Genomic DNA, 18983 nt, shown 5'->3' on the forward strand with positions numbered 1-18983 from the left:
GATTTTGTAACACAGACGATGCGAGGTTGACATAATATCGCCCGCGAACCGTCGAGCTTCGTAGGAGTAGGCGATGATAGTGCAAATCTTGCGTTACGTGCTGCCGTTCGCCACGTTAGCTGCCGCACCCTTGCTGGGCTGCGGCGCATCCGATCCCAGCGCGACCGCGACCAGCGGCGGCACGGGCGGCGGCGGCACCACGGGTGTGGGCGGCAGCAGCACGACCGGCAGCGGCGCGGGCGGCAGCGGCGCGGGCGCCACCACGGGCGCGGGCGGCTCGGAGAGCAGCGACAAGGAGGCGCCCGACTACGCCAAGGCGTTCCCGCAGGACCGGGTTCCCCGCATCGACATCACCATCGCGCCCGACAAGTGGCAGGCGATGCTCGACGACATGACGGAGATGATCGGCGAGTTCGGCGCGACGGGCGGGCCGGGGGGATTCCAGCCGCCGCAGGAGTGGATCGACGCCTGTAGCGGACTCGCGGCCGGCGACGCCTGCACCATCGACCTCTTCGGCACCGAGACCGCGGGGACGTGCGGGGCTCAGGGCGACGACCTCGTCTGCCAGCTGCCCCCGCCCGAGCCGCCGGATTTCCTCACCCCCTGCGTCGGGCTCGCGGCCGGCGACGCCTGCACCGTCGAGATCTTCGGCAGCGAGGTCCCGGGGACGTGCGCGGACGCGCCCGACGGGCTGAGCTGCACGCCTGCCGGGGGGCCGGGCGGGCCGGGCGGGCCGGGCGGCGATCCGGGGCTCATCAGCAGCGTCGATCATTTCCCGCGCTCGCCGATGTACGTCGAGTGCGACGTCGCCACCGAGGACCGGACGTGGAAGAACGTCGGCGTCCGCTTCCGGGGCAACGTCAGCCTGCTCATGCCCTGGCAGCAGGGGAACTGGAAGCTGCCGATACGGCTCAACTTCGACAAGTTCGAGGACACCTACCCCGAGATCGAGAACCAGCGCTTCTACGGGTTCGACGGGCTGGCGCTCACCAGCAGCTACCTGGATCCGTCGCTCCTGCGCGAGAAGCTCGGCACCGACATCTTCGCCAAGGCGGGGATCCCCGTGCCCGCGACCGCGTTCTACCGGGTCTTCGTCGATCACGGGGAGGGGCCGATCTACTTCGGGCTGTACACCGGGATCGAGGTCCCGTCGGACGACTCGTTCCTCGACACGCACTTCGGCGGCCACAAGGGCAACATCTACAAGCCCGACGGCACCGGCGCGCGGTGGGCGGAGTGGGATCCCGACTCCCTGGTCAAGAAGAACCACGAGGAAGAGGCCGACTTCTCGGACGCGCGCGCGCTGTTCGACGCGCTGCACGCCGATCGGACCGACGCCGCCGCCTGGCGCGCGGGGCTCGAGGCGCGCCTCGACGTCGACGGCTTCCTGCACTGGTTGGCGCTGAACGCGGTGATCGAGGACTGGGACGTGTACGGCCGCCTGCCGCACAACTACTATCTCTATTCCGATCCGAACCAGGGCGGGCGATTCACGTGGATCCCGTGGGACCACACCTTCGCGTGGACGGACCCCGACGCAGGCGCGAACATCGGGCTGACGGCGCTGCCCCTCTCGATGGATGAGGTGACCGAGAACTGGCCGCTCATCCGCTTCCTGTTGGATGATCCGGTGTACCTCGAGGTCTACCGCAAGTACGTGGCGCAGGCCGTGCAGCAGGAGTACGAGCCGGAGGCCGCGGTGGCGTGGTTCCAGGCAGCGCACGACCTGATCGCGCCGTACGTCGTCGGGCCGGAGGGCGAGATCGAGGGGCACACGCACCTCGCGTCGCCGGACGACTTCGAGAACGGCCTCGCCACGCTGATCGCCCACGCCAGGGGGCGTCAGGCGGACGTGGCCGAGTACCTCGGGAAGTGACCCGACGCGCAGGGAGGGCCGGTGCGCTCTCCCTGCGCTGCCCCGCAGGGAGGGCCGGTGCGCTCTCCCTGCGCTGCCCCGCAGGGAGGGCCGGTGCGCTCTCCCTGGGCCACGCGATCTATCCTACGACGAGGCGGGTTCGCAGCTCGGCGTCTCGGGCCGGCTGCGCAGCCAGTCGGCGATGCGCTCGCCGGCCGCCGGGCCGCTCCGGTGGAGCATGTACGTGTGACCGGCCTGCGGCACGACATCGAGCGTCACCGAGGGCGAGCGGACGAAGCTCTTCGCCGCGAGGGCCGCATACGCCGAGGGGAACAGCCGATCGCCGTCGGCGAGCTGCAGGAACACCGGGACACGGACGAACGGCGCGAGGACGCGCGAGGGCTGGAGGGTGATCGTGAGGATCTCGCCGCTCGGCGTCGGGAGGGCGGCGGCGGTGTCCGCGGCGACGATCCACGGCTCGGCCGCGGTCGTGTAGAACATCGCGGCGCGACGGGACGGCGTGCCCAGGAAGTACTCGTAATCGCTGTGAAGGGCGCGCGGGATGTCGCCGGTGATGAAGTCGGCGAAGAACTGCGTGGAGGGGAACTGGTGATACCCCATCGCGATCACGGCGTCGACGTCGTCGAACAGGCCCGCCTCGAGCTCCGAGATCTCGGCGCCGGCGCTGTGGCCGCCGATCGCGACGTGCTCGAACTCGCCGCGGAGCTCCTGGACGATCTGATGCGCGATGTCGGCGTGGGCAGCCACCGTCGCCGCATATCCGTTGTCCAGGGTGCTCGCGCCGTAGCCGAGCCGGTCGATGGCCACCACCGCATAGCCGGCTTCGGCCAGGGTGCGCGCGTAGGAATAGCCGTGCTCGGGGAGGAAGTCCCAGGCCTCGGCGCTGTAGGAGAGCCCGTGCTGCAGCAGCACGACCGACGCGGCCGCGCAGGGGGGATCGACGCGAAAGCCGTGGATCTCGTGCTCGACGCTGCGCGCGACGGGATCCGTGACGCGGTATGTCACGGGCGTTCGGGTCAGAGATCCGCTGTCCGCGCGTGCCGCAGGGAGGCCGGCGAGCGTCGCGCCGAGGAGCGTGGCGCTGGCAATCCACGAGCGGGGCTGCTTCAGGGTTCGAGAGAGCACAAGCATCTTGTCAGGATAGGACGGGAGACGGGGTGGACACAAGTCAGCCCGTCTGCTGGCGCTCCGCGCGTCGGCCGGGCGGGACGACCCCCGGGGCGTGGTCATCCGCGCGGCACTCGACGACCTCAAAGCCGTCACCGCAGGCGCGAGCGCCGAACCTTCGACCTCAAGCACGACGACGGCATCGCGACACAAGTCGTCGAAAACGTCAAGAACACATTTACTGCGCCTGCACGTACAGCGAGAACGGGAAATTTCCCTGTCCGTCGATGAAGGTCGCATCAGGGACGTCGATCACGAATTCGTGCATGCCGGAGCTCGCGGCCCCCCACGGGACGATCCGGGTGTCGATCACGTCGCCAGGGCACCAGTTGCTGAACGACTGCCACTCTTCGTCCGAGCGCGGGGACGGCCCGTAGATGCCGTTGCCCTGGGTATTGTACCTGCGAAACGGCTCGCACGACATGCGCCCGGGCTTGTACTGCAAGGCCAGCATGCCGTCGACGTACACATAATGCTCGCGGCGAATATACTCCTCGCCGCCCTGGTTGGCGCCGTGGTTCGACGTGATCAGCACGAGCTGTGCATTCTGTGTATCTGCCGGCAATTCGAAGCGGACGGTCTTGCGGGTCGTGCCCACCTTGTCGCTGGCGCCCATGGCGTAATTGTTGAAATCTTCGCCGATCGCCAGCGGCAACAGGACGCTGAAGTCCTGGGCCTCCTGCGTGCTGTCGGTATACAACAGCAGCGATCCGAGCTGCGTGTCATTGCGACCAGCGCAACCGGCGACCTCCTCGTTCGCGGCGTAAGGCACGCCGAAGATGCCCAGCTCGAACCAAAGATCGTGATCGGCCAGGAGGTCGGGATCTTTCAAGATCGGGACGAGGTTGCTGGCCTCCCATTCGTAGGGGACGGTCGTCGGCTGCTCGTTCATGTTCATGAACGGCGTGATGAACCGTGCGACCTCGATCCGGTCGACCTCGCCGGGGACGTAGGTCTGGGCACCCTTGGGGACCAGCGCCAGGTTGACCGAGCCGAGTCGATCGTAGTTGTCGCACAGCGCTCCCACGACCACGCGGACCTTCAGCGTGGTTTGGACCTTGGCGAGCAGCTCGTCGGTCAACCGGGTCGCGACCAGCGAGTTGTTGTGGCGGATCACGCCGTCCGGGATCGGCTCGTCAACCGTCGCGGCGTAGCCGTCGTAGAACACGATGTTCTCCAGCACCGGGACCTCCTCGGGGGCCGGGGGCGGCACGTCGCCGCTGCCGCCCGTGCCGCCCATGCCGTCGGTGCCGCCACTGCCTGCGCTGCTCCCGGTCGCTGCGGTCGTGCTCCCGGTGCTCTCGGAGGTCCCGCCGGTGCCTCCGCCAGCGCCCACGTCAGAGCGCTGTTCCTTCGTGCACGCGGCGAGCAGGGGCAACAGACAGAAGTACGGGGTCGCGCGACGCAGGTTCATTCGTCGAACTTATCAGAGCGCCGGCTCTCCGACCCTGAGCACCCCGGGCCCACGAGGCCGTGGAGGTAGCCGGTCCTACCAACCCGGTGCATGTGGCAGGTGCTGCGCTCGTGCCACGGGACCGGCACGACCACGCGGCCGGCGGGCAGGGGCGTGATCCGGCCCATGACCGGATGACGTTTGACCGTTGACCAATTTTCGATTCGCGTCATTCTTCAGCCGACGGGGAATGATGATGGCCGACGGGGACTATTCGAAGCAGCGGCAGCGGGCCGAGCGGATCCTGGATGCGGCGGCGGAGCTGGTGCTCCGCTGGGGGTACAAGCGCGTCACCATCGATGAGGTCGCCAGGCGGGCGAACATCGGCAAGGGGACCGTCTACCTGCACTGGAAGACGCGCGAAGCGCTCTTCCTCGCCGTGCTCGCGCGCGACTCGGTCAGGATGGTCGCCAGGTTCACCGAGGCGATCCGCGAGGATCCAGCGGAGATCCTGCTGCACCGCGTGATGAAGAGGCGGCTCCTCCTGCTGAAGGAGTTTCCGCTGCTGCAAGCGATGTTCACCCGGGACACGGAGGTGCTCGGCAACCTCGTCAACGAGAGCTCGGCGCGGTCGCTCCAGAGCCAGAAATTCCTGGCCACCCGCGCGTACTGCGCGCTCCTGCGCTCGCACGGCCTGCTGCGCACCGATCAGGATCCGGAGGCCCAGATGTACGCGCTCAACGCCGCGGTGCTCGGGTTCTATGTGATCGATCCGCTGCTTCCGCCCGAGGCAAGGCGGTCTGTCGACGAGCGGGCCGAGATGACCGCCACGCTCGTGCGCCGCGCCTTCGAGCCCCCCGAGCCGCCGGATCCCGAGGTCCTGCGCGCGCTCGCGCCCGAGGTCATCGGGTGGTTCGAGCGGATGCGCGCTGACTACATGCACTTCGCACAAGGAAATTCCACATCAACGCGGGAGAGCCCCGAGGAGTGATCCGACATGAGCACGACCGACGTGACCGTTCAGCCGAGCCGGCCTACCTTCGATGCCTTCCTGTCCTGGCTGCGCGCAGCGCGGGAATCGAGCCCGGTTCAGTATGAAGAGAAGCAGCGCTACTGGCAGCTCTTCGGCCATGCGGACATCCTCCGTGTGCTGTCCGATCCGGCGACGTTCTCGTCGGACCTGTCCATGTTCGTCCCGTCGCAGCCCGACTTCGAGCTGTTCAACAGGGGCAACTTCGTCCGGATGGATCCGCCGAAGCACAAGAAGCTCCGCGATCTGGTCAGCCAGGCGTTCACGCCGCGCGTGGTCTCCGCGCTCGGGCTGCGGATCGCCACGATCACGAACGAGCTGCTCGACGGCGTGGGCGACGAGGAGCGCTTCGAGCTGGTCGGCGCCCTGGCCTATCCGCTGCCGGTGATCGTCATCGCCGAGCTGCTCGGCATCCCCGTCGCGGATCGGGATGTCTTCCGGAAGTGGGCCGACACGCTGCTATCGAGGGAAGAGCAGGACCCGACCTCCCTGCCGGACGCGGCCGCGATGGAGCGCTCCGCGCTGATCCTGCGCGAGATGAACGGCTATCTCCTCTCGCACATCCGGCAGCGCCGCGCCCGCCCCTCGGACGATCTGATCAGCAGGCTGGTGCGCGCGGAGGTCGATGGCCACCGCCTGGACGACGAGGAGATCGTCGGCTTCGTCGGCCTGCTCTTGCTCGCCGGCCACATCACGACGACCGCGCTGGTGGGCAATGCCATCCTCTGCCTCGACGAGCACCCCGCCGCCGCGGAGGAGCTCCGGGCCGATCCGACCAAGCTCCCGGCGGCCATCGAGGAGGTGCTCCGTTACCGTGCGCCGTTCCCCCGGCTCGCGCGGCGGACCACCGCCGAGGTGGAGATCGGCGGCCAGCGGATCCCCGCCGATCAGCTCCTCGTGCTGTGGATCGCCTCGGCCAACCGGGACAGCGCCCAGTTCCCCGAGCCCGACCGGTTCGATATCCACCGCAAGCCCAACCAGCACCTGAGCTTCGGGCACAGCATCCACTTCTGCCTCGGCGCCCCGCTGGCCCGGCTCGAGGCCAGGATCGCGCTGGAGATCCTGCTCGACCGGTACCGGTCCATCGCGGTGGCCCGCGATGATCGCTGCGAGTTCCACAACCCGTTCGCCATGGCCAGCGCCCGGCGGCTCCCCGTGGACGTGCTGCGCTTCGCGGCCTCCGCCTAGCGCAGCGCCGGCCCGTCGCCCGGCGGGCGCGCTCCCGCGGCGCGGTCAGCGGTCCGCGCTCGGCGCCGGCGCGGCGGGGGCGGCCGCGGGCTCCTCGCGCCGCTTGAGCGCCCGGGCGTAGCGCTCCCGCTCCTCGGCCATGGCGCGCGCGACGCTGGGGCGCTGCTGGAGGCGCGCCTGGTACGCGGTGATCGCCGGCCACGCCGCGAGGTCGATCGGCGTGACCTGCGACCAGTTGAGCACCGTGATGAGGTACGCGTCCGCCACCGAGAAGCGGTCGAGCAGGAACTCCCGCCCTTCGAGCCGGTCGGCCACCCGGCCGAGGCGCGAGCCGGCCTTGGTGAGCACATACGCCTTCATCTCGGCGGGCGCCTCCGCGCTGAGCAGGGGTGAGTAGAGCGCCTTGTGGAGCTCGGTCCCGACGAAAGAGAGCCACTCCTTTAGCCGCGCCCGGCCGAGCGCGTCCCGCGGCGCGAGCTCCGCTTCCGGGAACCGCTCCGCGATGAGCTGCAGGATCGCCGCGTTCTCGGTCACGAGCTCGCCGCCTTCCAGCTCGAGCGCGGGCACGAGCGCGAGCGGGTGGATGGCGCGGTAGTCCGCGCCGTCCTCGGTCCGCTTCGCCTTCAGGTCGACCTCGACGTACGAGACCTCGGCGCCGGCCTCGTAGAGCGCGATGCGGGGGGCGAGCGAGCACGCGAGCGGAGAGAAATAAAGCTTCATGAGAGACCTCCTGACGGCGACGAAGGTGCCTCGCGGGGCGCTCTGCGTCCAACGCATCCTCGTGATAGCATCGATGCGTGGCACGCATACATGCCCCGCCCGGGGCCTCGGCGCTCGCGCCGCGCCCTCAGCTCGAGATCCGCGATCTGGAGCTCGTCCTCGCGCTCTCGGCCGCCGGCACCACGGCGGGCGCCGCGTCGGCGATGCACATCACGCAGTCCGCCGTGAGCCGGGCGCTCACCCAGGCGGAGGAGCGCGCCGGCGTGCGCCTGTTCGAGCGCACCGCGCGCGGGGTCGCGCCGACGTCCGCGGGGGAGCGGCTCATCGCCGGGGCCAGGCTGCTGCTCGCGGAGCTCCGGGAGCTCGAGCGCGAGGTCGCGGCGCCGGCCGTCACGCCGACGCGCCTCCGCCTCGTGTGCGAGTGCGCCACCGCGTACCGCTGGCTGCCCTCGGCGATGGCGAGCCTCCGGCGCAGGCTGCCCCGCCTCGAGGTGGAGCTCGCGCTCGAGCACGCCGAGGACCCGGTCGGCGCGCTCGTCCGGGGCGACCTCGACGTCGCGCTGCTCACCACGGCGTCGCTGCCGAGCGATCGCGCGGCGCGGGGCGCGCTCGTGGCGCGGCCGCTCTTCTCGGACGAGGTCGTCTTCGTGATATCGGCCTCGCATCCGCTCGCCGGGCGGGCGTCGCTCACGCGCGATGACCTCCGGAAGAGCACGCTCATCACGGGGACCAACATGCCGCCCGCCGAGGCGCAGCGGTTCATGTCGAGCGTCTTCGGACGGACGAAGCCCAGGCTCGAGATCCTGCGCTTTCCGCTCACCGAGGCCGTGATCGACGCGGCGCGCGCGGGCATGGGGATCGCGATCCTCTCGGAGTGGATGGCGGAGGTGTACCTCGGGGGCGGCGATCTCCTGGCCAGGCGGCTGTCGTCCGGCCCGCTGCGCCGGCCGTGGCGGATCGCCTACCGGCGCGCGGCGGAGGGCGCCGTGGAGCGCCTGTTCGCCGCGCTCGAGACCTCGGCGCCGCGGCTCTACCCGCGCGCCGGGTGACCCTCAGCCCGCGGGAGCGCTCCGCGGCCCGGGGGCGCCGCTCCGAGGAGCGGAGGGCCCGTGGCCGACGAGCTCGCCGGTGAGGCGGAGCGCGTGGGCGATGCCGCTCTGGAGCGTGCCCCTCGTGACGATCGCCGTGAGGTCGGTGCCGAGCTCGACCATGGTCCGGGCCACCTCGGGGCGGATGCCGGTGAGCACGGCCTGCGTCCCGAGGAGGCGCAGCGCGGCCGCGCAGCCGAGGAGGGTGCGGACCACGGTGATGTCCATCCGCCGGATGCCGGTGACGTCCAGGATCACGACGCGCGCGCCCCGCTGCTCCGCGCCGCGGAGCGCGGCCTCCAGCACCTGCGCCGCCCGCTCGGCGTCGACGGTGCCGATCAGCGGCATCACCATGATCTGATCGGTGATCGGGATGAAGGGGGTCGACATCTCCGCGAGCCGGACCTGCTGCGCCTCGAACATCTGCTGTTGCAGCGCGGCGCGCGCGCTCTCCGCCTCCTCGCGCTGGACGAGCTCGAGCCGGAGGCGCTCGTTCGCGGCGGTGAGCTCGCCGTTGGCCACGCGGAGCTCCTCCGTCCGCTGCGCGATCTCCGCCTCGAGCCGCTCGTTGACGCGCCGGACCCGCGCGTTGGCGGCGCGGATCTCCGCGACCCGCCGCGCGTTCTCGATCGCGATGGCGGCCTGGGAGGAGACGAGCTGGAGCAGCTCGACGCGGGCCGCGTCGAAGGCGGCCGACACCCGGTTGTTCTCCAGGTAGAGCACGCCGGTCAGGCGGTCCTGGTAGAGGAGCGGCAGGCAGAGGACGGACTGGACGGCGTCGGCCGCGACGTGCGGGTCGGCCGCGAAGCGCCGGTCGTCGCGGGCGTCGTCGAGGACGAGCGGCTCGCGGGTGCGGGCCACGAGGAGCGCCACGCTGCGCGCGAGGCCGGCGGACGCGTCGAGCGGCGCGCTCGGCCCCACGCGCAGGCGCTCGGGGCTCACGCCGAACGTCGCCTCGACGAAGAGCTGCTCGTCCCGATCGAGGAGGAGCGCGCCCCGCTCGGCGCCGGCGCTCTCGAGCACGATCTTCGCGAGCCGCTCGATCACCTTCGGGAGGTCGCTCTCCTGCGCGATGATCCGCGCGGCCTGGACGATCAGGGCGGCGTCGCGGAGGTTGCCCATCAGCGTGTGACCCAGGAGGGTCGTGTTCATGGTCGTGGTGCTCGCGGAGGAGCGAGACGTGGTCGCGCGCCGCCCCCCGGCGGCGGGGAGGAGCAGCGCGTCGCCGTGCGCTCTCTCCAGCTCCTCTGCCTTGGCGAGCGCGCCCCAGTGCAGGTACCCGTGGTACGCGTCGCTCAGGTAGCCGCGCGCCGCCTTGGGCCTCCCCAGGGCGAGGTACATCATCGCGCACCGCTCGTTCGCGAGGGCCTCGTCGTGCCGGGCGTCGCTCTCCCTGGCGAGGGTGATCGCGCGATCGAAGAGGCCCGCGGCCTCGTCGTGCTTGCCGGCCCGGCGCGCCTCCTCGGCCTCGACGAGCAGCGAGAGGTGCTGGAAATTCGCGGGGCAGCCCGCCGCGAACTCCGCGAGCCTGGCCTTGCGGCGGGCGAGCGACGACCCGCGGCGCTCCGCCTCGCCCGGCGTCTCGGCGGGAGGGAGCGAGAGCAGCGAGAGGCACGCGTAGAACTGGAGCCGCGCCGCGGCGAGGTAGCTGCCGCTCGCGAACACGGTCACGCCGTCGAGCGCCTCGATGTGCGCGCCCGCGGCCCCGTGCTCCCCGTGGAGGACGTGGAGGAGCAGCTTGACCAGGTGGAAGTCGAAGACGACCGTGGGCCGCTCCTCCTCCGCGAGCCTCGCCCGGTAGGCGTCCTCGTCGAAGCTCCCGTCGCTCAGACAGGTCCTCTTCTGGGTGCGCCCCTTGAGGCAGGCGACCCCCTGTTTGTAGGCGACGGTCAGGTCCGCGAGGGGCCGCGCGCTCCGGGTGCGCTGCAGGAGCGTCAGGAACCGCTCGATCTCCCCCTCGATCTCGTCGAGCGGATACCCCGACAGGAGCTTGAACGCGATCGTGAGATGGCAGTTCTCCACGAGCTTCTCGTGATCCCCGCACTCCAGCGCGGCCTTGCGCCCGTCGTCGAGGAGGGCGATCGCGGCGCGGATCGGCTCGCGGAGGTGCCAGTAGATGCCCAGGCTCGTGGCCAGCTTGACGGAGAGGGCCTGATTCGGGAACTTCTCGTTCAGGGCGAGCGAGAGCTTCCCGAACGCGTGGCCCTCGTCCGGACGCCCGAGGTAAAGGGAGAGCAGGTAGCCATAGGCCATGTAGCCGTACGCCGAGAGATCGCAGTGCCCGTGCGTCAAGGACAGGTTCACGAGCCTGAGGACGCTCAGCAAGAAGAGATCGAGCTCGACGTGCATCATCGGCGAGATCACGTCGATGAAGAGCTGGAGCACCGCCCTTTGCTCGGGGTCGTCCATCTCCGGAGCGTCGATGAGGTCCTCGACGCGGCGGCCCTGCAGGGCCGCGGCGGCCTGCTCGAGCTCGCGGCCGAAGGCCGCCTTCTGCTCGTCCGACGTCGCGGGCAGGGGCACGCCGAGGCACTCGAGCCCGGCGAGCCCCGCGCGCACGGCGCCGCTGAAGTTCGTGACCGTGGAGTACAGGATCACCCGCAGGCGGTGGACCCGCGCCCGCTCCAGGCGGGAGGGGGCGCGCTGCAAGAGCGCGTCGAGCAGCGGCTCTGCCTGCTCGGTCCTGCCGCTCAGGAACAGGCACTCCGCGGCCTCGATGTGGAGGTCGAACGAGAGCGCGGCGTCGCGCTCCCAGCCGCCTTCGCCGAGCCGCTCGAGGCCGGCGGTGAAGTGGTCGGCCGCGGCGCCGTAGGCCGCGCGGGCCTTCGCCGTCCTGCCCGCGCGCAGGTCGAGCCGGGCCGCGGCAAGCCGCTCCGCCGGGTCGGTGATCCCGCGGGCGCTCAGGCGGAGGTGACGGACGATCTCCAGGACATCGCGGTCGGCCGGAGGCTCCCCGCTCCGGGCCCAGAGCAGCCGGCCGATCGACAGGTGCACCTCCTCCTTGCGCTCGTCGGGGATGAGCCTGTAGGCGGCCTCTCGCACCCGATCGTGCAGGAACCGGTAGGAGATATCGAGATCGACGACGTCCGAGCCCGGCTCGACTCCATGGTTCGCGTCGAGGAGCCGGTAATCACCGCCCTGCGGCACGAGGAGCCCCTCGCGCAGCGCCTCCCACAGATCGGCGGCCGTCTCGGCCGGCGGCTTGCCATGGATGACCGAGAGCGCGGGGAGATCGAGCTCGTGGCCGATGCACGCCGCGAGCGAGAGGGCGCGCTGCGTGCCGGGCGCGAGGCGGTGCAGCTTGCTCAGCACGAGATCGATGACGTTATCGGTCGCGAGGGCCCCCCGGACGCGCGCGAGGTCCCAGCGGAAGGCGCCGGTCCCCGCGTCGAACCAGAGGCTCTGCGCCTCGTGGAGCGCGTCCAGGAACTGGCTCAAGAAGAACGGATTGCCCTGGGTCTTCTCGAAGATCACCGCGGAGAGCTCCTCGACGTCGCGCTCGTCCCTGTGGAGCGTCTCGATGAGGATCTGCGTCACCGTGGGCGGCGAGAGCGGGCGCAACGTGAGCTCGGTCATCGCCACGCCCGCCTTCCGGAGCTCGTCGAGCGTCGATGTCAGCGGGTGGGCCCCGTCCACCTCGTTGTCCCGATAGGCGCCGACGAGGAGGACGTGCCCGCGGTCCTTGTCGCCGAGCAGCAGGCCGAGCAGCCGGAGCGAGGCCGGATCGGCCCACTGCAGGTCGTCGAGGAAGAGGACCAAGGGGCGCTCCGCCGTCGCGAACACGAGCACGAAGCGCCGCATCACGAGATCGAAGCGGTTGCGCGCCTCGGCTGGCCCGAGCGCCGGCACCTCGGGCTGCGGGCCGATCACGAGCTCGAGCTCGGGGAGGAGCTCGGTGAGCAGCCGCCCGCTCCGCCCGACGGCGTCGAGGAGCGCGGTCCTCCACGCGTCGAGCGCGGCCGGCGGCTCGGTGAGGACCTGGCGGACGAGCTCGCGGAGGGCGTCCACCACCGGCGCGAGGGGGGTGTCGCGGCTCTGCGGATCGAACTTGCCGTGCACGAGGGCGCCGCCGCGCTGGGCGATGGGCTTGTGGAGCTCGTTCACCAGCGCCGACTTGCCGACGCCGGAGTAGCCGCTGATCAGGATGAGCTCGGGCGCGCCCTCCCGCACGCGTTCGAAGGCGGACAGGAGCGCCGCGACCTCCCGCTCGCGGCCGTACAGCTTCTGCGGGATGCGGAGCGCGCCCGTCCGGTCTTGCCGCCCCAGCGGGAACGGATCGATCCGGCCCGTCGCCGTCCATTGCGACAGGCACGCTTCCAGGTCGGCCTTGAGCCCGCGCGCGCTCTGATAACGCTCCTCCGGCGTCTTCGAGAGGAGCCTCAGCACCACGTCGGACAGGGCCTCTGGCACCCCCTTCGAGAGCTCGTGCAGCGGCGCCGGCGCGCGCGCGATGTGGCTGTGGACGAGCTCCATCGGGTCGGCGGCGGAGAACGGCGGCGCGCCCGCCAGCATCTCGTGGAGCGTGACGCCCAGCGAGTAGAGATCGGTGCGCAGGTCGACGGCCCGGTTGACCCGGCCCGTCTGCTCGGGGGACATGTAAGCCAGAGTCCCCTCCAGCGCGTCGGGGGTCGCCGCCGATGCGGTCTCGCGCGCGAGGCAGGTCGAGATGCCGAAATCCACCAGGCGGGGCGCGCTCGTCGACCTGTCGATCATGATGTTGCGCGGCTTGACGTCCTTGTGGATGACGTCGCGCCCGTGGAGGGCTTCGAGGGTGTCGGCGAGCGAGGCGGCGATCCTCAGGGCCGCCTCCACGTCGAGCCGCCCCTGCTCGGCGAGCAGGTCGTGAAGCGAGGTCTCGCCGAGGTCCTCCATCACGAGCGCCAGGCTCCTGCCGCACCGCTCCAGCGCGTACGCGTGCACCACGCCGGGCACGTCGTCGATCTGCCGGAGGAGCGCGAACTCGCGCCGCAGCCTGGCCAGCTCCCTTCCGGTCGGGTACTCGTTCCTGGTGACCTTGATCGCGACCGGCGCGCCGTCGGCATCCCGGCGGCCGCGGTAGAGGACGGTCTCGGAGCCCTCGTAGATCCTGGTGGTGAGCGTGTAGCCCGGCAGCTCGAGCAGCATTCTGTGGATCCCCCGATGTATGATGTGTAATCCACCGGACCGCGATTGCGGCGTGGCACATGCAGGAGGATCTGCATGTTAGCCTGTCTGGCGCGACGCGATGCACTCGAAATCTGGGGTGTCCGTTCTCGCTCGCTCGCTCGCTCGCTCGCTCGTACGGTGATCGGGGTCGGGGCTGGAGATGGGCCCGGCCTCACGGGGCGGTCGCCTCCGCGCGATCTGCAAGAGACATCGCCCCGCGGCGGCTATCGCAGTCGATCTTGACCCAGGCGGTGGAGCGCGAACGCGATGCCGCTCTGGAGGCTCCCCTTGACCACGATGGACTGGAGCGCGACGTCGAGCTCGACGAACGTCCGCGCCACCTCGGGGCGCATGCCCGTGAGCACCGCCTGTGCTCCGATGAGCCGCAGCGCGGTCGCCGCCCGCACCAGCATCGCGGCGACATGCGTGTCGACGACCTTCACGCCGGTGATGTCGATGATCACCACCGCCGCGCTGCATCGCTGAGCCCCGTCGAGCGTGGTCTCGATCACCTGGCGCGCCCGCGCCTCGTCCACGGTCCCGATGAGGGGCATCACCATGACCCGGTCGGTGATCGGGATGAGCGGCGTCGACATCTCCGACAGCCGCTCCGTCTGCACCCGGATGATCTCTTCCTGGAGCGCCGCCCGCTCCTGCTCCGCGCGCTCGCGCTCGCGGAGCTCGAGGACGAGGCGCTCGTTGGCCTGGTGGAGCTCCGCCGTGCGGTGGGCGATCCGGTCCTCCAGCGCCTCGTTCACGCGCCCGAGCTCGCGCGCCGCGGCCTCCGCGCGCGCGACGAGCCGCGCGTTCTCGACGGCGATGGCGGCCTGCGCCGACAGGAGCGCGCACAGGTCGAGCCGGGCCGGGGTGAAGACCTCGGTCGCGGCGTTGTTCTCCAGATAGAGGAGCCCCGTGAGCTCTCCCTTGTGCATCATGGGCAGGCAAAGGAGCGATCTCGGCCGCCTCTCGGCGATGTAGGGGTCCCCGGCGAAGCAGCCCTCGCTGGACGCGTCGCCGAGGACCACGGGCTCCCGGGTCCTCTCGACGTAATGCACGACCGAGAGCGCGACATCCGCGCTGGTCTCCGCCGGGACGGGGGGGCCGATCGTGACCCTGTGGGGGTCGATTGTGATCGTGGCGTCGAGCGTGAGCCGGCCGTCCTGCTGGAGCAGCAGGACGCCTCGCTGCGCGCCCGCGTGCTCGATCACGAGCCTCAGCAGGCGGTCGATGATCCGCTCCAGGACGATCTCGCCGGCGATCGTCTGCGCGGCCCGGCTGATCGTGACCGTGTCGAGGATCGCGGACCCCCTGCCCGTCGTCGTCCTCGTGACGAGATCGACGCCGTCCGCGGCGGGCGCCGCCGCCGGCTGCCGCGAGAGGTGCGGGTGCTCCTCGGCGAGAGCGGCCGCCTTCGCCGTCGCGCCCCACCGCAGGTAGCCCTGGATCGCATCCCGCATGTAGCCGGACGCGATCTTCTTCCTCCCGCTCTTCAGGTGAAACCGCGCGGCGAGCTCGCTGGCCAGCGCCTCGTGGTGGAAGAACTCGTTCTGCCCCGCGGCCTCGATGGCCGCGTCGTAGAGGCCCATGGCCCTGAGCTCGTCGCCCTCGATCCGCGCCCGCTCCGCCTCGACGAGCAGCTTCTTGTGCAGGAAGTTCTCGGGGCAGCTCTCCGCCCACTCCGCGATCTGTCGCTGGTGGTCCGCGAGCCGCTCCGCGATCTCCCGCTGCTCGGCCGCCGGCCTCGCCGGGTAGCTCCCGCACTGGGCCAGGCAGAGGAAGAAGACCCGGTCCGTCTCGGCGTAGGTGCCGTTGGCGACCGCGTTCTGCGCGTCCCCGAGGCGCGCCATCGCGAGGGCCTCCTCGTGCTCCCCGTACAGGGTCGCGAGCTGCATCTTGACCGCGTAGTACCAGGCCGCGGCCATCGTCATGCCGGGCTGCCCCAGCGTCGCGACGAACGACCCCTCGTCGAAGGCCTCGTCGCTGAGCGTGGCGCGGCCCCTGGTGCGCCCCGCGAGGTTCGCGATCATCTGCTTGCTGATCCGCAGGATGACCTCGGTGAGCGGGGTCTTGGTCCGCTGCATCAGCGCGAGGTACCGGTCGGCCTCCGCCTCCACCGCGCCGAGCTCGTCGCCCAGGCCCAGCCGGAAGTCGAGGCAGCGGTGAGCGCTGTAGGCGAGGAAGATGAGATCGCCCGACTCGAGCCCCGCGTGGATGGCCTGCTCGAAGTGGTCGAGCGACGACCGGAGCGGCCGCCAGAAGGCGTTGACCTGCCCGAAGATGAAGCTCACCTGGCACCTCTGCTCGACGGCGTTGAACCGCTCGCAGAGGTCCAGGGCGAGCCTGGCGAACTTGTACGCTTGCTCGTACGAGCTCAGCCAGCCGCTCAGGAGGACGGCATACGCTCCGAAGATGCCGGGCGACTGCTCCGAGAGGCCGTATTGCAGGGAGAGCGTCATCTCCCTGGCCATGATGAAGGCGACGAGCCTGGCGTCGACCATGTAGGCGACGGGGGCCAGGATCCTCAGGATCGGCATCGCCGCCTTCTTGTCGGGATCGGTCATCAGGGGCGCGTGCAGCAGATCCTCGATCCGCCGCCCGACCAGCATCGCCTGCGCCCGCGCGATCTCCGCGTCCGCCGCCGCCTGGCACGCCTCGGGGGTCTCGGGCAGCTCGATCCCGAAGCGCGAGAGCGCCGCCCGGCCGACCTCGATGGCCCTCTCGAACTGGTTCCTCGCGCAGCAAACAGCGATGCTGAGCCTTCGGACCCGCACCACGTCGACCTGGGATTTCGCATGTCCGAGGAGGGGGTCGAGCGAGGACTCCACGGCGTCGAACGCCCCGATCGCGTACTCGCACTCGGCCCGCTCCATGTGGAGCGCGAACACGAGCGCGTGCTCCTCCTCCCAGGCCGTCGCGCCGAGCAGGGACAGGCCGGCCCGGAAGTAGCCGGCGGCCGCCTGGTAAGCCGCGGACGCCTTGGCCTTCCGGCCCGCGGCGAGATCGAGGCGCGCGAGGCCGCGCCGCTCGCCCGGATCCTCGATCAGCGCGGCGCCGAGGTTCAGGTGGTTCGCGATCTCGAACAGCGTCTCGTCCCGCGGCTCGGCGTCGCTCCTCGCCCGGAGGAGCCGCCCGATCCTGAGGTGCGCCGCCTGTTTCTCGGCCTCCCCGACGAGCGAATAGGCCGCCTGCTGCACCCGGTCGTGCACGAACCTGTAGGCGACGTGGAACATCTCGGAGACCGCCGCGTCCTGCTCCGCGCGGCCGTCCAGGAAGCGGTACTCGGCGTGGAGGGGCAGGACGAGGCCCTCGCGCAGCGCCTCCCAGAGATCCGCGGCGACCTCGGCCGGCGATCGCTCGCAGAGGATCGAGAGCGAGCTCAGGTCGAACCGGTGACCCATGCAGGCGGCGAGGCTCAACGCGTGACGGGTGCGCTCCGGCAGGCGCAGGATCTTGCCCGCCATGAAGTCGACCACGTTGTCCGTGACCATCCGCCGCCGGATGCGCTCGATATCCCAGGTCCATCGGCCCGAGGGCGCGTCGAAGGCGAGGAGCTCCTCCTGCTCGAGCGCTCCGAGGAACTGGTTCAGGAAGAATGGATTGCCGTGCGTCTTATCCCACACCAGCGCTGCGAGCGGCGCGATCGGCCCCTTGTCGCAGCCCAAGGCGTCGGCGACGAGCTGCGTGGCGTCCGGCAGGGAGAGCGGCCCTAGCCCGATCTCCGACACGGCGGCCCCGGCCTTCCGGAGCCGCTCCAGGGTGAGCGTCAGCGGGTGGGCCCCGTCCACCTCGTTGTCACGATAGGCCGCCAGCACGAGCAGGTGACCGCGGTCCGGATCCGACATCATCTGCTCGATGAGGTTCAAGGAGGCCGGATCGATCCACTGGAGATCGTCCAGGAAGACCGCCAGCGGACGGTCCCGGGTGGCGATGGCGCGCAGGAAGCGCTGGAAGAGGAGCGCGAAGCGGTTCTGCGACTCCGTGGGCCCGAGCGGCGGGACGCTCGGCTGCGGCCCGACCAGGAACTCGAGCTCGGGCACGAGGTCGACGAGGAGCTGCCCGTTCGCGCCGAGGGCGAGCTGCAGGCGCCTCTTCCAGCCCGCGAGCGCCTCGCGCGGCTCCGCGAGGCGCTTCCGGACGAGCTCCCGGAACGCGTGCGCGATCGGCGCGTACGGCGTGCCGCGGTCGAGCTGATCGAACTTCCCCGCGATGAAATCGCCCCCGTCGCGGGCGATGAGCTGGTGTATCTCCTGGATCAGCGCCGATTTGCCGACGCCCGCATAGCCGGAGACCAGAAGGAGCTCGGCCGCGCCCTGGGTCGCGCGCTGCCACGCGCTCCCGAGCGCCGCCACCTCCGCCTCGCGCCCATAGAGCCTCTGCGGCAGGCGGAGCTTGCCCGACCGGTCGTGCCGGCCGAGCGGAAATGGCGTGATGCGGCCCGTCGACGAGAGCGTCGCCAGGCACTCGTCCAGATCGGCCTTGAGCCCGCTCGCGGTCTCGTAGCGATCCTCCGCGGCCTTGGAGAGGAGCTTCATCACGATGTCGGAGACGACCCGCGGGGTCTCGGGCGAGACCTCGTGCGGAGGGACCGGCCTCCGCGCGATATGGCTGTGGACGAGCTCCACCGGATCCGTCGACGGGAAGGGGAGGGCGCCGGTCAACATCTCGTACAGGGTGACGCCGAAGGAGTACAGGTCGGTGCGGTCGTCGAGGACCCGGTTCATCCGGCCCGTCTGCTCCGGGGACATGTACGCCAGCGTCCCCTCCAGCGTGTCGGGGCGCCCGGCGCCCTGGGTCTCCCGCGAGAGCCGGGTGGCGATCCCGAAGTCGATGAGCTGCGCCGACCACGTGTCTGGACGAACGAGGATGTTGTGCGGCTTGATGTCCTTGTGGATGACGCCGTGCCGGTGGATGGACGCCAGCGCGTCCGCCACCGAGGAGGCGATCCTCAGCGTGGACTCGAGATCGAGCCTCCGCGTCTTCAGGAGGATGTTGAGAGGGGTGCCGCCGAAGTCTTCGAGGATGAGCGCGAGGCCGCCGCCGTGCTTCTCGAGGCCGTGAGTCCTCACGACGCCTGTCAGCGAGAGATCCTTCAGGATGCCATGCTCGTGTCTGAGCTTGGCGAGCACCTTCGGGTCGGGGCGATCGCTCCTCGGGAGCTTGATCACCACCGGCGCACGATCGGCGTCTCGGTGGCCGCGGTACAGCACGGCGTCGGAGCCCTGCTGGATCTCCGAGGTGATCGTGAACCGAGGCACATGAAACGCTGCGCCCGCCATCTCGAGCTCTCTCCGTCTTCGAACGTCGATGTGAACACCTAGAAGACGCAGGCGCCATGCGTCCTGTCAAGCCCAATCTGTGCTGCCGCGCGTGACCAGG

At 70.6% G+C, this 18983-nt stretch carries 9 protein-coding genes; 4 read left to right on the top strand and 5 right to left on the bottom strand.

The window, feature by feature from the left end; genetic code table 11:
• Positions 1-79: 79 nt before the first annotated feature.
• Positions 80-1876, top strand: coding sequence for a CotH kinase family protein (locus WMF31_RS17925; RefSeq protein WP_436603113.1), 1797 nt, complete (start codon positions 80-82; stop codon positions 1874-1876).
• Between the two features lie 123 nt (positions 1877-1999).
• Here the strand turns inward: WMF31_RS17925 and WMF31_RS17930 are convergent, their stop codons facing one another.
• A complete protein-coding gene (locus WMF31_RS17930; RefSeq protein WP_436603114.1) occupies positions 2000-2881 on the bottom strand; it encodes an alpha/beta hydrolase in 882 nt (293 codons plus the stop codon).
• Positions 2882-3221: 340 nt separating this feature from the next.
• Positions 3222-4457 carry a peptide-N-glycosidase F-related protein gene (locus WMF31_RS17935; protein WP_436603115.1) on the bottom strand — a complete coding sequence of 412 codons (1236 nt, stop codon included), beginning with the start codon at positions 4455-4457 and terminating at the stop codon, positions 3222-3224.
• A 229-nt stretch (positions 4458-4686) separates the two neighbouring features.
• Between WMF31_RS17935 and WMF31_RS17940 the strand changes: the two genes are divergently transcribed.
• Together WMF31_RS17940 and WMF31_RS17945 are read left to right on the top strand one after the other, a co-directional pair.
• Positions 4687-5427, top strand: coding sequence for a TetR/AcrR family transcriptional regulator (locus WMF31_RS17940; protein ID WP_436603116.1), 741 nt, complete (start codon positions 4687-4689; stop codon positions 5425-5427).
• Positions 5428-5433: 6 nt separating this feature from the next.
• On the top strand, positions 5434-6654 hold the full coding sequence (locus WMF31_RS17945) for a cytochrome P450 (RefSeq protein WP_436603117.1): 1221 nt from the start codon (positions 5434-5436) through the stop codon (positions 6652-6654).
• Positions 6655-6699: 45 nt separating this feature from the next.
• Here the strand turns inward: WMF31_RS17945 and WMF31_RS17950 are convergent, their stop codons facing one another.
• Positions 6700-7374 (bottom strand): glutathione binding-like protein, encoded by a 675-nt coding sequence (locus tag WMF31_RS17950; RefSeq protein ID WP_436603118.1) that lies wholly within the window; start codon positions 7372-7374, stop codon positions 6700-6702.
• A 77-nt stretch (positions 7375-7451) separates the two neighbouring features.
• Between WMF31_RS17950 and WMF31_RS17955 the strand changes: the two genes are divergently transcribed.
• On the top strand, positions 7452-8423 hold the full coding sequence (locus WMF31_RS17955) for a LysR family transcriptional regulator (RefSeq protein WP_436603119.1): 972 nt from the start codon (positions 7452-7454) through the stop codon (positions 8421-8423).
• A 3-nt stretch (positions 8424-8426) separates the two neighbouring features.
• Here the strand turns inward: WMF31_RS17955 and WMF31_RS17960 are convergent, their stop codons facing one another.
• Positions 8427-13586: an AAA family ATPase gene (locus tag WMF31_RS17960; protein WP_436603120.1), complete on the bottom strand. Its 5160-nt coding sequence runs from the start codon at positions 13584-13586 to the stop codon at positions 8427-8429.
• 245 nt (positions 13587-13831) lie between these two features.
• Positions 13832-18883, bottom strand: a complete 5052-nt coding sequence (locus tag WMF31_RS17965; RefSeq protein ID WP_436603121.1) for an AAA family ATPase — start codon at positions 18881-18883, stop codon at positions 13832-13834.
• Positions 18884-18983: the final 100 nt, after the last annotated feature.

The sequence above is a fragment of the Sorangium sp. So ce1036 genome, from assembly GCF_051369805.1.
GTDB lineage: Bacteria > Myxococcota_A > Polyangia > Polyangiales > Polyangiaceae > Sorangium > Sorangium cellulosum_F.